This is a genomic window from Streptomyces sp. AN091965, assembly GCF_022698285.1.
In the GTDB taxonomy this organism is placed as follows: domain Bacteria; phylum Actinomycetota; class Actinomycetes; order Streptomycetales; family Streptomycetaceae; genus Streptomyces.
Genome location: NZ_JALDMY010000001.1, coordinates 1,815,191 through 1,828,678, shown reverse-complemented (window position 1 = coordinate 1,828,678; position 13,488 = coordinate 1,815,191). Strand labels below are relative to the sequence as shown.

Annotated in this window: 17 protein-coding genes and 1 riboswitch; of the genes, 6 read left to right on the top strand and 11 right to left on the bottom strand. The window is 73.2% G+C overall.

The window, feature by feature from the left end; genetic code table 11:
* Positions 1-6: 6 nt before the first annotated feature.
* The gene (locus tag MQV74_RS07195) at positions 7-834 is read right to left on the bottom strand and encodes an ABC transporter ATP-binding protein (RefSeq protein ID WP_242715195.1); all 828 of its coding nucleotides are present in this window, start codon (positions 832-834) and stop codon (positions 7-9) included.
* A gap of 186 nt (positions 835-1,020) precedes the next feature.
* Between MQV74_RS07195 and MQV74_RS07190 the strand changes: the two genes are divergently transcribed.
* The 3 genes from MQV74_RS07190 to MQV74_RS07180 all read left to right on the top strand — a co-directional run bounded on the left by MQV74_RS07190 (position 1,021) and on the right by MQV74_RS07180 (position 2,700).
* Complete coding sequence (locus tag MQV74_RS07190; protein ID WP_150509624.1) at positions 1,021-1,248, top strand: antitoxin; 228 nt, start codon at positions 1,021-1,023, stop codon at positions 1,246-1,248.
* Between the two features lie 36 nt (positions 1,249-1,284).
* Positions 1,285-1,623 carry a fic family toxin-antitoxin system, toxin component gene (locus MQV74_RS07185; protein ID WP_242728525.1) on the top strand — a complete coding sequence of 113 codons (339 nt, stop codon included), beginning with the start codon at positions 1,285-1,287 and terminating at the stop codon, positions 1,621-1,623.
* Between the two features lie 714 nt (positions 1,624-2,337).
* Complete coding sequence (locus tag MQV74_RS07180; RefSeq protein ID WP_242715194.1) at positions 2,338-2,700, top strand: VOC family protein; 363 nt, start codon at positions 2,338-2,340, stop codon at positions 2,698-2,700.
* A gap of 33 nt (positions 2,701-2,733) precedes the next feature.
* Here MQV74_RS07180 and MQV74_RS07175 read toward each other — a convergent pair whose 3' ends face one another.
* The 4 genes from MQV74_RS07175 to bioB form a co-directional block, all read right to left on the bottom strand.
* Positions 2,734-3,405, bottom strand: coding sequence for a class I SAM-dependent methyltransferase (locus tag MQV74_RS07175; RefSeq protein ID WP_242715193.1), 672 nt, complete (start codon positions 3,403-3,405; stop codon positions 2,734-2,736).
* Between the two features lie 134 nt (positions 3,406-3,539).
* A complete protein-coding gene (bioD, locus tag MQV74_RS07170; RefSeq protein ID WP_242715192.1) occupies positions 3,540-4,244 on the bottom strand; it encodes a dethiobiotin synthase in 705 nt (234 codons plus the stop codon).
* Positions 4,241-5,536: an adenosylmethionine--8-amino-7-oxononanoate transaminase gene (locus MQV74_RS07165; protein ID WP_242715191.1), complete on the bottom strand. Its 1,296-nt coding sequence runs from the start codon at positions 5,534-5,536 to the stop codon at positions 4,241-4,243. Before MQV74_RS07165 ends, bioD begins: the two co-directional genes overlap by 4 nt.
* Entirely contained in the window at positions 5,529-6,713 is a 1,185-nt protein-coding gene (bioB, locus tag MQV74_RS07160; RefSeq protein WP_242715190.1) for a biotin synthase BioB, read from the bottom strand. Before bioB ends, MQV74_RS07165 begins: the two co-directional genes overlap by 8 nt.
* A 176-nt stretch (positions 6,714-6,889) precedes the next feature.
* On the opposite strand from bioB, the gene MQV74_RS07155 reads away from it, so the two are divergent.
* Positions 6,890-8,026: an 8-amino-7-oxononanoate synthase gene (locus MQV74_RS07155; protein WP_242715189.1), complete on the top strand. Its 1,137-nt coding sequence runs from the start codon at positions 6,890-6,892 to the stop codon at positions 8,024-8,026.
* A 78-nt stretch (positions 8,027-8,104) separates the two neighbouring features.
* On the opposite strand, the gene MQV74_RS07150 is transcribed toward MQV74_RS07155, so the two are convergent.
* Positions 8,105-8,329, bottom strand: coding sequence for a DUF397 domain-containing protein (locus MQV74_RS07150; RefSeq protein WP_138958324.1), 225 nt, complete (start codon positions 8,327-8,329; stop codon positions 8,105-8,107).
* Positions 8,330-8,338: 9 nt separating this feature from the next.
* On the bottom strand, positions 8,339-9,199 hold the full coding sequence (locus MQV74_RS07145; RefSeq protein ID WP_242715188.1) for a helix-turn-helix domain-containing protein: 861 nt from the start codon (positions 9,197-9,199) through the stop codon (positions 8,339-8,341).
* A gap of 263 nt (positions 9,200-9,462) precedes the next feature.
* On the opposite strand from MQV74_RS07145, the gene MQV74_RS07140 reads away from it, so the two are divergent.
* The gene (locus tag MQV74_RS07140; protein ID WP_242715187.1) at positions 9,463-9,894 is read left to right on the top strand and encodes an ATP-binding protein; all 432 of its coding nucleotides are present in this window, start codon (positions 9,463-9,465) and stop codon (positions 9,892-9,894) included.
* A 15-nt stretch (positions 9,895-9,909) separates the two neighbouring features.
* Here the strand turns inward: MQV74_RS07140 and MQV74_RS07135 are convergent, their stop codons facing one another.
* The 4 genes from MQV74_RS07135 to MQV74_RS07120 all read right to left on the bottom strand — a co-directional run bounded on the left by MQV74_RS07135 (position 9,910) and on the right by MQV74_RS07120 (position 12,776).
* Entirely contained in the window at positions 9,910-10,428 is a 519-nt protein-coding gene (locus MQV74_RS07135; RefSeq protein WP_242715186.1) for a DUF6328 family protein, read from the bottom strand.
* Between the two features lie 214 nt (positions 10,429-10,642).
* On the bottom strand, positions 10,643-11,119 hold the full coding sequence (locus MQV74_RS07130; RefSeq protein WP_242715185.1) for a C40 family peptidase: 477 nt from the start codon (positions 11,117-11,119) through the stop codon (positions 10,643-10,645).
* Positions 11,120-11,122: 3 nt separating this feature from the next.
* Positions 11,123-11,276, bottom strand: a riboswitch (cyclic di-AMP (ydaO/yuaA leader).
* A gap of 557 nt (positions 11,277-11,833) precedes the next feature.
* On the bottom strand, positions 11,834-12,139 hold the full coding sequence (locus MQV74_RS07125; RefSeq protein ID WP_242715184.1) for a hypothetical protein: 306 nt from the start codon (positions 12,137-12,139) through the stop codon (positions 11,834-11,836).
* Between the two features lie 7 nt (positions 12,140-12,146).
* On the bottom strand, positions 12,147-12,776 hold the full coding sequence (locus MQV74_RS07120) for an ATP-dependent Clp protease proteolytic subunit (RefSeq protein WP_242715183.1): 630 nt from the start codon (positions 12,774-12,776) through the stop codon (positions 12,147-12,149).
* 90 nt (positions 12,777-12,866) lie between these two features.
* Between MQV74_RS07120 and MQV74_RS07115 the strand changes: the two genes are divergently transcribed.
* Positions 12,867-13,145 (top strand): type II toxin-antitoxin system Phd/YefM family antitoxin, encoded by a 279-nt coding sequence (locus MQV74_RS07115; RefSeq protein ID WP_242715182.1) that lies wholly within the window; start codon positions 12,867-12,869, stop codon positions 13,143-13,145.
* The last annotated feature ends 343 nt before the right edge of the window (positions 13,146-13,488 follow it).

Below are 13,488 nucleotides of genomic sequence, written 5' to 3'. Positions count from 1 at the left end.
TCCGCCTCAGCCTTCGTCGGGGGTGCTCTGCGCCGGGCCTTCGGCGTCGCGCGGCACCGCGTGCAGTACGTCGAACCGCTTCATGCGCTCCAGGACGGCCTCCGCCGTCGGCCGGTCCATCTCGTCCACGATCCGGCCGTCGGCGAGGAAGAGCACCAGGTCGGAGTGGGCGGCCGCGCCCGGGTCGTGCGTGACCATCACCACCGTCTGGCCCAGCGCGTCCACGGCGTCGCGCAGGAAGCCGAGGACTTCGAGCCCGGCCCGCGAGTCGAGGTTGCCGGTCGGCTCGTCGGCGAAGATCAGCTCGGGGCGGGAGGCGAGGGCCCGCGCGCAGGCGACGCGCTGCTGCTGCCCGCCGGACAGCTGCGCGGGCCGGTGCCGGAGCCGGTCGCGCAGGCCGAGCGCGTCGATGACGTGTTCCAGCCACTCGGCGTCGGGGCGCTTGCCCGCGATGTCCATGGGCAGCGTGATGTTCTCGCGGGCGTTGAGCGTCGGGATCAGGTTGAACGACTGGAACATGAAGCCCACCCGGTCCCGCCGGAGCCGCGTCAGCTCGCGCTCCTTGAGCCCGGTGATCTCGGTCTCGCCGAGCCACACCTGGCCCGCCGAGACCGAGTCGAGCCCGGCGAGGGTGTGCATCAGCGTGGACTTGCCGGAGCCGGAGGGGCCCATCACGGCCGTGAACCGGCGTCGCGCGATGTCGACGTCCACCGCGTCCAGGGCGAGCACCGCGGTCTCGCCCGAGCCGTAGGCCTTGGTCAGGCCACGGGCGCGGGCGGCGGAGCCCGGGGGCTCGGCGCGTTCCGCGTGCGGCGTCGTAGCGGGTGTGGACAAGGCCGCCTCCCTCGTTGAGGCCGTCGGCCGGGCCGGGCGGGCGCGGCACAGGAGTGGAGAGGGTTCAGAGGGTAGGCGCGGGGTCAACTGGCCGGTATCCCTCGCAGGTCGGGCACCCGGACGTATGTAAGGGGCACGGTCCTGGCGCCCTTGTCGGTGCTAGCGCGGCGGCGCTAGCTTGAGGGCATGGCGAAGACGCAGCTGAACGTGCGGGTGGACGAGCACACCGCCCGGGCCGCGCGCGAGCGGGCCCTGGCCCGCGGCATGAGCGTGAACCGGTACATCGAAGAGCTGGTCAAACAGGACGTCGGCGAGCTCGGCCATACGTTCGTGGAGGCCGCCGCCGACTTCATGAAGCAGTACGAGGGCGTGTTCGCCGAGGAGTTCGGCGCGGACCGCGAAGGTCGTCGCTGACTCTTGAACCTCCGCATCGACCTCGCCTGGCTCCTGATGATCGCTGAACAGAAGACTCCGGGAGACCCCCAAGTCACCGACTGGGGCGCCTTGATGGCCGCCGTGGCCCGGCACCGGGCCGAGATCTTCGACGTCCCCGTCTACGAGGGACCGCACGACCGCGCCGCCGCCCTGCTCCAAGTACTGCTCCACGTCCCCGCCCTGGAGCGTTCGAACGCGCTCTTCGCGGTGTCCGTCGCGTACGCCTATCTGGTCGCGAGCGGAGTGAAGGTCGTGACCTCGCCCGAGCAGGTGCGCGACCTCGCCCGCCTGGTGAAGGAGGACGCGGCGGGCGTCGGGGAGATAGCGCGGGAACTGCGCCAGTGGAGCCGGTGACGGGCGCGATCACCGGGGCCCCTGCGACCGTGCGCCTCCGCGTCGCGGTGTGCCCCCGCGTGACCGTGGGCGCTCGGCGCCGCCGGGCGGGTGGCCCGCGTTCCTGACCGGGCGAAGCCCGGCGGTAGCCCGCGCCCTTGGCCGGGAAGCCCGAAGAGCGATCCGGTGGTCCGTGCCCGCGCCTGTGACCGGGCGGCCTGTCGGCGGGCCGGTGGCCCGTATCCCGACCGGGCAGCTGCTAGCGGTCCGGTGGTACGTGCCTGTGGCCGGGTGGTCTGTTGCGGTCGGTGGCCCGTGCCCGTGCTCGTGGCCGGGTGGCTTGTCGGCGGGCCGGTGGCCCGCATTCGGACCGGGCAGCCCCGAGCCGGTGGTCCGCACCCACGGCCAGGCGGCCAGCGGTGGCCGGTGGTCCGCAACCCCGGCTGAATGGCCTGTGAGCGGCCCGGTGGCCCGCGCCTGTGGTCGGGAAGCCCGAAAGGCAGGTTCAGTGGTCCGCGCCCGTGGCCGGGCGGTCAGTAGAGAGCCGGTGGCCGCACCCCCGTCAGGGCAGCCCGAAGCGGGCCGTGCCCAGGTCCCCGGCCGGGCGGCAAGGCGAGCGGCGGTGCGGGCGGGGGTGCGGCCACCGGCAGCGATGAGTTTCGCGCCCCGTGCCGGTCACCCCCACAGGCCCGTTTCCCACCCCCGTGCCCGTTCACGACTCCCAGGAGGCCAGGCATGCCTGCCACCATCCAGCCGATGCTCATCACCCCGGACGTGATCCGGCTCCAGTCCTTCTACGCCCAGCTCCTGGGCGCCGAACAGACCACCCGCGTTCCCGAGGAAGGCCCGGTGTTCTTCGTGGGCCTGCGCGTACGGGAGTCCGAACTCGGCATCGTCGCCGACGAGAAGGCCCCGCTGGACGCGCCCCAGCGCTCGCTGCTCAGTGTCACCGTCGACGACGTGGACGCGCTCCTCGGCCCCGTGGAGGACCTCGGCGGCCGGGTTCTCGGGCCGCCGAACGACATGCCGTGGGGTCAGCGGGTCGCCCACATCAAGGACCCGGACGGCAACGCGGTGAATCTCGTCCAGCTCCTCTGATCCAGCCTCTCTGATCCAGCCCCCTGAGACCGCTCAGGCCCCGTCCTCCGACGGCCGCCAGGCGGTGCCGAGGACGCACGGCGACGTGGGCAGGCGCGGGCGCTTCGCGGGCACCAGGATCCGGCGGTAGGGGCCGAGTTCGAACCCGGCCGCGCGCAGCGCGCCCACCGGGTCCCGCGCGGTGTGGCAGCCGCCGAACAGCAGCGGCCACACCGTGCGGTCCAGGGCGCGCTGGGCCGTGGCGAAGGCCACGCCCCGCGCCCGCCCGTGCTCGAAGAACCGCAGCTCGCCGCCCGGCCGAAGCACCCGCCGCAGCTCCGCGAGCGCGCGCGGCACGTCCCGCACGCTGCACAGCACCAGCGAGGCGACGGCCACGTCGAAGGCCTCGCTCTTGACCGGCAGGGCCTCCGCCGCGCCCGGCACCACGTCGACCGGCACGTCCGCGCGCAGCGCCGCCGAGACGGCCAACTGGCGCAGCAGACGCTCCGGTTCGATCGCGACGACCTCGGAGACGGCGGCGGGGTAGTGCGGGAAGTTGAGGCCGTTGCCCGCGCCCACCTCGATGACGCGGCCACAGACCCCGGCGAGCAGCTCCGCGCGGTACGGGGCGATCGCCGGTTCGGCCGCGACGCTGACGCGGGCATAGCAACGGGCGAAGAGCGGGTGGTGGACGGGGGCGCGGCGGGACGGCTTGGCGGTCGGCACGGTGGCCTCCTCACGGAGGGGAGATGGCTGGTTCTTCCCCTCTCAGGACCCGCCGCAACCGGGCCGCGGCCCCGCCCGTGGGCGCCGGACGGGCCCGGCCCGCCCGGCGCCCACGCCCCGTGCGAAGGGGCGGGCTAAGGGAGGGAAATCCCGTCCCACCTGCCCCCCAGCTCCGGCCCCAGCCACCTCGGGGCCGCCTCCTGGAACTCCTGCCCGCTCAGCCTCCCGGCCCCCTCGGGCACCGCCCCGAGCAGCGGCGCACCCGCCACCCGGGCCAGCTCCTCGACGTTGCAGCGCGCCGCGAGGTCGGGCGCGGCGGGCCAGCTGCCGATGACCAGGCCGAGGCTTTCGATGCCGCGCGCCCGCAGGGCCTCGCCCGTCAGCTGGGTCACGTTGAGGGTGCCGAGCCCCGGCGCCGTGACGACGAGCACCGGCGCCGCCAGCTCGCGCGCCGCGTCCGCGAGGGAGGCGCCGCTCCCGTCGAGGTGCACGAGAAGCCCCCCGGCGCCCTCGATGAGCACCAGGTCGTGCGAGGCCGCCAGCTTCCGCGCGGCCTCGACGACGTCGCCGGGCGTGACGGGCGTGAGCCCCGCGCGCCGCGCGGCCGTCGCCGGGGCCAGCGGCTCGGGGAAGCGGGCCAGTTCGGCGCCTGTCACCCGGGCGCCCGCGAGTCGCTGCACCTCGGCGACGTCACCGGGCTCCCCGGGGCCGACGCCGGTCTGCGCGGGCTTGAGGACGGCCACGCTGCGCCCGGCGGCGAGCGCGAGCGCGGCCACGGCCGCCGTCGTCACCGTCTTGCCGATCTCCGTGCCCGTGCCGGACACCACGATCACGCTCACGCCTGCGCCTCCCCGCTCGCGCGCGCCGCCGCGCACACGGCGCGCCCGATGCGCGCCACGTCGTCGTCCCCGGTGATGAAGGGCGGCATCGTGTAGATGAGGTCGCGGAACGGCCGCAGCCACACCCCCGCCGCCACGCTCGCCCGCGTCGCCGCCTCCATGTCGACCTGGTGGTCGAGCTGGACGACGCCGAGCGCGCCGAGGACCCGTACGTCACGGACGTACGGCAGCTCCGCGGCCGGGGCGAGGGCGGCCCGCAGGCCCGTCTCGATCCGCTTGACCTCGGTCTGCCAGTCCTGGCCGAGCAGCAGGTCGATGGAAGCGCCCGCCACCGCGGCGGCCAGGGGGTTGCCCATGAAGGTCGGGCCGTGCGCGAGCACGGGGACCTCGCCGCGGGCGATGCCGTCGGCGACGCGCGGGGTGCACAGCGTCGCCGCCATCGTCAGATAGCCGCCGGTCAGCGACTTGCCCAGGCACATCACGTCCGGGGTGACGGCCGCGTGGTCGGCGGCGAAGAGGGCGCCGGTGCGGCCGAAGCCCGTCGCGATCTCGTCGAACACGAGCAGCACGTCGTGCGCGTCGCAGGCCTCGCGCAGCGCCCGCAGATAGCGCGGGGAGTGGAAGCGCATGCCGCCCGCGCCCTGCACGACCGGCTCGACGATCACGCCGGCCAGTTCGTGGGTGTGCCGCCCGATGATGTCGTGGAGGTGGGCCGCGTACGCGTCGTCGTACGCGTCGAAGCCCGCGGGCGGCTGGTCGGCGAAGACCTGCTGGGGCAGGACGCCCTGCCACAGGGAGTGCATGCCGCCCTGCGGGTCGCACACGGCCATCGGCTGCCAGGTGTCGCCGTGGTAGCCGCCGCGCCAGGTGAGCATCCGCTGCTTCTCGGGCCTGCCGACGGAGCGCCAGTACTGGAGGCACATCTTCACGGCGACCTCGACCGACACCGAGCCGGAGTCGGAGAGGAAGACGTGTTCCAGGCCCTCGGGCGTGAGGTCGACGAGGCGCTTGGCCAGGCGCACGGCGGGCTCGTGGGTGAGGCCGCCGAACATGACGTGGCTCATGCGGCCGAGCTGGTCGCGCGCCGCCTCGTTGAGGACCGGGTGGTTGTAGCCGTGGATCGCCGACCACCACGACGACATCCCGTCGACCACGTCGCCGACGCCCGCGATCCGCAGCCGGACCCCGTCGGCCTCCTCGACGACCAGCGGCTCCTGCCGGCCGGGCATCGGCCCGTAGGGGTGCCAGACGTGGGCGCGGTCGAGGTCCAGGATCTCCTGCAGGTCAGGCATTGGGTGCCACGTCCGTCCCCGCGCCCCGGCGGCGCACCGCCACCAGGTCGGTCCGCGCACCGCCCGGCTCGGCCTGCGCGGCGGCCTCGGGCGCTTCGGCGGGGGTGCGGACGGAGCCGCATCCGGCGCCCTCCCCGGCCCCGGACGCGGTACCGGAACCACAGCCTCCGCCCCGGCGGTGCTCCGGCAGCGTCACCTGGTCCGTGGTCTCCACCTCGAACCCGGCGTCCGCGATCATCTCCAGGTCGGCCTTGCCCGCCTGGCCCTCGCTGGTCAGATAGTCGCCGAGGAAGATCGAGTTGGCGAGGTGCAGGGCCAGCGGCTGGAGCGTGCGCAGATGCAGCTCGCGGCCGCCCGCGATGCGGACCTCGATGTCCGGGCAGACGAACCGCACCATCGCGAGGATGCGCAGGCAGCGCTGCGGCGTGAGGTTCCACTCCTTGGCGAGCGGGGTGCCCTCGAAGGGGATGAGGAAGTTCACCGGCACGGAGTCCGCGTCCAGGTCGCGCAGCGCGAAGACGACGTCGACGAGGTCCTCGTCCGTCTCGCCCATGCCGGAGATCAGCCCCGAGCAGGCCGACAGACCGGCCGCGTGCGCCTTCTGCACGGTGTCGACGCGGTCGGCGTAGGTGTGCGTCTTGGTGATGTCGCCGTATGTCGACTCCGAGGTGTTCAGGTTGTGGTTGTACGCGTCGGCGCCCGCGCCGCGCAGCCGCTCGGCCTGGCCGTCGGAGAGCAGGCCGAGGCAGGCGCACACCTCGACGCCCTCGTTCTTCTCCTTGATCGCCTTGATGGTGTCCGAGACCCGGTCGACGTCCCGGTCCGTCGGCCCCCGGCCGCTCGCCACCAGGCAGACCCGCTTGGCGCCGCCCGCGAGCCCGGCCGCCGCGGCCTGCGACGCCTCGTCCGGCTTCAGCCAGGTGTACTTCAGGATGCCGGTGTCCGCGCCGAGCCGCTGCGAGCAGTACGAGCAGTCCTCGGGGCACAGGCCCGACTTCAGATTGACCAGATAGTTCAGTTTCACCCGCCGACCGAACCAGTGGCGCCGCACCTTTCCGGCCGCCGCCACCACGTCGAGCAGTTCGTCGTCGGAGGTCGCGAGCACGGCAAGCGCCTCGTCACGGGTCGGCAGCTCGCGCCGAAGCCCCTTGTCCACCAGCGTGTTGAGCAGATCCATGGCGCCGATCCTGGCGTACCGGGGTCCGTCTGACCATGGAGAAACCACACAACAGAACCTCTGACAGCTGTGGGTATTGCCACACCATGGCCCGGTGGCGCGACGGCTAGGGTCTGTGCACTGTCTACAAACGCATCGCCCCGCACCGCTCAGGCGGACGACGACCTGGAGGCCTCATGACGAGCGCGCCGTTCGACTGGATCGACGAGCGGGCGCGGGCGCGCGAACGCGCCGGGCTCGTCCGCGGTCTGCGCCCGCGCCCGGCCGAAACCACCCTGCTCGACCTCGCGGGCAACGACTACCTCGGCCTCACCCGCCACCCGGAGGTCACCGCGGGCGCGGCCGCCGCCGCCCACCGCTGGGGCGGCGGCGCCACCGGCTCGCGCCTGGTCACGGGCTCCACCGAACTGCACGCGGACCTCGAGCGGGAACTGGCCGCCTTCTGCGGCTTCGAGGCCGCCCTCGTGCTGTCCTCCGGCTACGCGGCGAACCTCGCGGCCGTCACCGCCCTGGCCCCCTACGGCACGCTGATCGTCTCGGACGCGGGCAACCACGCCTCCCTGATCGACGGCTGCCGCCTCGCGCGCGGCACCACCCAGGTCGTGCCGCACGCGGACCCCGAGGCGGCGCGCAAGGCGCTCGGCGCCCACGAGGGACCCGCGATCGCCGTGACGGACTCGGTGTTCTCGGTGGACGGTGACGCCGCGCCGCTGGCCGAACTGGCCGCCGCCTGCCGCGCGTCCGGCGCGGGCCTCGTGGTCGACGACGCCCACGGGCTCGGCGTCCTGGGCGACGGCGGCCGGGGCGCGCCGCACGCCGCCGGGCTCGCGGGGGCGCCCGACACGGTGGTCACCGTCACGCTCTCGAAGTCCCTGGGCAGCCAGGGCGGCGCCGTGCTCGGCCCGGCGCGGGTCATCGACCACCTGGTCAACACCGCCCGTACGTTCATCTTCGACACGGGCCTCGCGCCCGCCGCCGCCGGGGCGGCGCTCGCCGCGCTGCGGGTGCTCCGCCGCGAGCCCGAGCGCGCCGCACGCGCGCGTGCGGTGGCGCGTCGGCTCCACGGACTGCTGGTGGGGGAGGGGTTCTCGGCGGTCCGCCCGGACGCCGCCGTCGTCTCCGTGCCCGCCCCGTCACCCGAGGCGGCGGTGCGCTGGGCTGCTGACTGCCGTGCCGCCGGTCTCGCCGTGGGGTGCTTCCGTCCGCCGTCGGTCCCCGACGGCGTCTCGCGGTTGCGGCTGACCGCCCGCGCGGACCTGAGCGACGCACAGGTCGCCGAGGTCGTCGGGGTGATCAGCCGCACCGCACCCTGACACCTGAGATCTGGCACCTACGACCTGGGTCCAGGGTCCGGCGCACTCACTCGGGCCTCACCTAAGGGCCGTGAGCCTTCATCGAAGGGCGTCGACGAAGACTTCCCAGGCCGTGGGGGAGAAGAGCACGGCCGGGCCGGCCGTGTCCTTGGAGTCGCGCACGGCGAGCAGACCCGTCAGGGGGCCTGCGCCGAGCGGGGCCGTCTCCACACAGTTGTTCATTCCGTTGCTGCGGCTGCTGCGCCGCCACCGCGCGCCCCTGAGAGACGTGCTGGAGGGAACGTACCGAGGCAGTGCAGTCATGGTGCCTCCTTACGCGCCGTCACCTAACTCGGCGATGAAATCCATTGAATCCTGAACGGAAAGCGCCTGTCCGCGAAGCGAGTTGAAGGCGTCGGTGTACGCCTGAAGGTCTTCTTTCCGTTCGAGGTAGAGGCTACTCGTCAAGTGGTCGAGAACGACCACATCCAGATCAGAAATGTTTGGAAAGGAGAGAATAACGAAAGGGCCGATCAGCCCGATGTGCTCGCCGGAGGCGAACGGGAGTACTTGGAGCCGCACTTGAGGCAGCCGAGCCGCGTCCAGTAACCGGCGCAATTGTCCGGAAAGCACCTCGGGACCGCCCACCTGCCGCCGCAGCACCGCCTCGTCCAGGACCACGCTCAGCCGCAGCGGCGGCTCGCTGCGCAGCACGTCCTGGCGGGCGAGGCGCACCTGCACGAGGGCCTCGACCTGTTCCTCGGGGCGCCCGCCGAGCGCGGCACGTGTCACCGCGCGGGCGTACTCGGGCGTCTGGAGCAGGCCGGGAACCACCGTCGTCTCCAGCGTGCGCACCCGGCAGGCCTGCGACTCCAGGCTGATGAAGTCCCGGTACGCGGGCGGCAGGAGCCCGCGGTAGGCGTGCCACCAGTGGTGGCGCCCGTGCTCGTCACCGCCGCCCGCGAGGGCGACGAGCAGCTCCCGCAGGTGCGGGTCCTGAACGCCGTACGCTTCCAGGAGGAGTCGTACGTCGGCGGCCTTCACGCCGCTGCGGCCCGTCTCGATCCGGCTCACCTTCGACTGGTGCCAGCCGACGAGGGAGGCGGCCTCGCCACTGGTGAGCCCGGCCTCGGCGCGCAACGCCCGCAATTCCGCGCCCAGCTTGCGACGGCGCACCGCGGGACCGTACTGCATGGCTGTCTCCTTCTGGGTCCTTCCGGAGGACCGCGCCAACGGTAGGGGACAGTAGGGGAACTGCCAGTGTTACGCCCAAATACGGTCTGCCGTCGCAGAGTTCACCGCTTCGAGCGACAGATATATGCACATCTCGGTGGATCCGCGGGCGCGGTCCGCCCGAGAGTGGCAATCTGGCGCGAAGCACCAGCTCCGGGACGATCCTCGAGTGCTTCCGCCACGCGTCGGAAGTGCGGTCCCGGTGGGAAAGGGACGGCGCCGTCATGGCAGACCACCAGGAAGCATCAGTCACCCTGCCGAGCGACCCTGTCTCGGTCTCCACCGCCCGCACGTACGTGGCGGACGTCCTCACCGAGTGGGGCCTGCCGTCGGACGCCGACGTGGCCGACACGGTGCGGCTCATCGTCTCCGAGCTCGCCACGAACGCGGTGCAGCACACCCTCGGCCTCTCGCCCACCTTCACCGTGGACGTGCGGCTCGACCGCGACGAGCGGCTGCGCATCGGCGTCACGGACAGCCACCCCCGCTTCCCCCAGCGGCTGCCCGCAGCCGTCCAGCAGGACAACGGCAGGGGCATGGTCATCGTCCGTTGGCTCACCGCCGAGTGCGGCGGCAGACTCACGGTCCGCCCCACGGCGGAGGGCGGCAAGACGGTGTGGATCACACTGCCGTGGTCGGTGCCGGTGCAGAGCTGACCCGGGCGCGCGGGGTCAGCGCCGCCCGCCCGCGCGGCCGACCAGGCGGGGCAGCACGCCCCACAGCCCGCCGCACACCAGGAACGTGCCCGCGGCCGCGAGCACTCCGTCCGTGCGGCCCACGGCCACGTCGACGACGAGCAGGACGGATCCGGTGAGGGCGAGCACGAGCACCGCGAGGCCGACGGCCGCAAGGCGTGAGGACACCCGCACGATCAGCGGTTTGGCACCCCGCGCGAACAGGGTGCGGTGCACCGCGGCGGGCGCCGTGAACAGCGCGGCGGCGAGCACCGCCAGGAGCAGCGTGACGACGTACGTGGCGCGCTGCACGGAGTCGAGCGAGGGGAAGCGCGGGGTGAAGGCGAGGGTGAGCAGGAACGCGAAGAGGATCTGCACACCGGTCTGGGTGACCCGCAGCTCCTGGAGGAGCTCGGAGAAGTTGCGGTCGGCCCGCTCCAGCGGCGTCTCGTTGCGCGTGTGCCGGGCGGCGTCCGGTCTGGAGAGGCCCGCGGCACGGGGGTGATGGTCGGCCATGGTCCACGAGTATCCGCGCGGAGCCGCTCCACTCCCGCCTTGACGGCGGGGCCGTGCGGGTGACGTCGGCGGGGCGCCGCTCCGGACTGCCGTCCGGACCGTCCTCGGGTGTCGCCGCCGCCCGTGCCCCGACCGGACGGCGGCGGAAGGCGCTGGTGGCGCCCACTGCGGGCGACGGCTCGGGCCCCGAGGGAGGCCGCCGCCCGCCGGCGGGTCAGCGGACCCGGCCGTACCAGACCTGGTTGGTCCAGATCTTCTCGAGCCGCACCACGGTGCCCCGCTTCGGGGCGTGCCAGATCTTGCCCTTACCGGCGTATATGCCGACGTGGTACACGTTCCGGCCGGAGTGGAAGAACACCAGGTCCCCGCGGGTGCGGTTGCCGGAGGAGACCTTGCGGGTCTTGTTGTACTGCTGTTGGGCGGTGCGCGGCAGCTTCTTGCCCACGCGCTTGTACGAGTAGAGCGTCAGGCCGGAGCAGTCGAACCGGTTCGGCCCGACCGCGCCGTAGCGGTATGGGGAGCCCTTCTTGGACGCCGCGACCTTGAGCGCCTTCGTCCCGTGCGAGGTGGCCGCTTGTGCTTCTCCGGTGAGCCCGGGGGCCACGATGGTGCCGCCCACGGCGGCGAGTGTGAGAGCCGAAGCCGTACTGGCCCTCGTCAGCAGCGACGGAACACGATGCAGCGCAGTCATGCGCAACCCTTCGTCAGCCGCCTGTGAAGGATGACCTGTCGGGTTCGGGCAGGCGAAGATGCCCGGCCGCGCGATGCGACTTCACCCCAAGGGCCTTCCGGACTAGCCGGACGGCCCGCCTTGCTGGGTCCTCCACTCCTGCCGGTGCACAGATGTCGACCGGGCATCCGGGCGGCGGCAGGACTCGGCGTCCGCCCGGATCGCCCCGCCGCCTGTGGCGGGGGCTTGTCGTCGGAAGGGATCTTCACCCGAGAGGGGCGAAAAAACCGAGCCGGATCGGCGGTATGTGAGGCTCCTCACGCCTGACCCGTTCCGGTGGACAGAGCCCGAATGGGGTCTAGGTCACACTCGGAGATGATTGCCCCATCAGCGCCGGAACGCCCGAATCCGGGTGCGGCGTAAGGGAGTTGCGCATCTTCGGGGGTCCGCCGGGACGATCGCCGATTACGCAGAAGGGGCGATCATCTCTGGTCATCTCCGGGGCAACCCCGGACTCGGCCCGACATCGGCGCACACCGGCAACGGGCGGATGGCGCAGGCGCGCTGGGTCCGGGGCGCGTTCCACGGTGTCAGATGTCACCGGCGCACGGGGCGGCCAGGCCGAAAACGGAATGAGGGCTGGCTGGAAGTGTGGCACGGGACGGCCGGTCGTGGGGGGTGAATCGGACTGAATCATGACGGACCCTCGTGCCGCCGGCGTCGCCTTGACCTCCGTCACGGCCCCGTCGGCGGCGGCACCGTCACGCGCGCGGCGCGCCGCTCGCCGTCCAGGACGCGCAGCGCCCGCGCGAGCGTCGGCGCGTGCACCTCGCTCTCCCCGCGCTGATGCATGAGCGCCAGCGCGTCCCGCAGTTCGGTCGCCCGGGCGACCAGCGCCTGCGCGGCACGCAACCCGCCGTACGTGTGTTCGGCGCGGGCCGGGTTGATCCGGCCGAGGAGGTCGAGGACGGCCAGATAGGCGTCGACCACTTCGCCCTCGGCGCGGGTCAGCGCGGGCAGCGGCGGCAGTTCGGGAAGCACCTGCGCCTCACTCCGCGTCCGGGCGCGCGGCCTTGCGGCTCGGGACGACCCGGTCCACCAGACCGTAGGCGACGGCGGCTTCGGCGTCGAGCACCGTGTCCCGTTCGATGTCCGCCGAGATCTGCTCGGGCGTGCGCCCGGTGTGACGGGCGAGCATCTCCTCCAGGAGTGCGCGGGTGCGCCGCAGCTCCTCCGCGCGGATCCGCAGGTCGGTCGGCTGGCCGCGCACCGGCTCGGGCAGGGCGGGCTGCTGGAGCAGCACCCGGGCGCCGGGCAGGATCGCCCGCTTGCCGGGCGTGCCCGCGGCCAGCAGCACCGCGGCGGCGGACGCGGCCTGCCCGAGGCAGACCGTCTCCACCTCGCAGGAGGCGTACAGCAGCGTGTCGTAGATCGCGGTCGTCGCGCTGAAGTCGCCGCCGGGGGAGTTGACGTACAGCGAGATGTCCCGGTCCGGTGCCGCGTGCTCCAGATAGAGGACCTGCGCCATCACGTCGTTCGCCGAGACGTCGTCGATCGGGGTGCCGAGGAAGACGATCCGCTCGTCCAGGAGCTTGGAGTACGGATCCCAGGTGCGCGCGCCCGAACTGGTGCGCTCGGTGAACTCCGGCAGGACGGAACGGGCGGTCGGTCCGCGCATGGCGCGCCTCCAGGCAGCACGGGGCCGCCGCCCACCGCGGCGGCCTTCTGTAAAAAATGTACAGGACGTACGTGACGTTATGATGGGGACATGGCCTACGAGATTCCGGTGACGCAAGCCCGGGCGGAGCTCGCCGACCTGATCAACCGCGTGGTGTACGGCGGTGAGCGCGTCGTCGTCACGCGGCACGGCAAGCCGCTCGTGGCCCTGGTGTCCGCGGACGACCTGCGACGCCTCGAAGAGGCGGAGGAGCCCGCACAGGAGCCGGTGATCACCTCGGTGTCGTCGATCGGCGGCGCGGCGTCCGCCCCCGGGGAGCGGCAGCGCTTCGGCATCGCCGCCGAGCACCACGGGCCCCGGATGACCTGAGTGGCCCGCCCCGCCGCCCGGCATCGCCTTGCGCGGCGAGGCCTGGCCGCGCCGCGCCCCGAAGGGCATCGAGCGGCGCCGCGCACCCGGCGACCGCCGGGGTGGTGGCGGGCGCGCCCTCGCGCTGCTCCGGCTGCCGCTGTGCGGATCACCGTCGCGCAGGGCTTCTCCGCACGGGTCGCGCTGCTCGACGACGGGCCGGGGGCCCCGCCGGGCGCCCCCCCCGGGGTATGTCGGGAGGCCCTGCGGGGCGGCTTGCGCGGCCTGATGGGTATGGCGGAGCCCCGCTGATGGTCATGGCTCGGTCAAAGGCTGGTTAACCTCGCTGAAACTCCGCCCAACT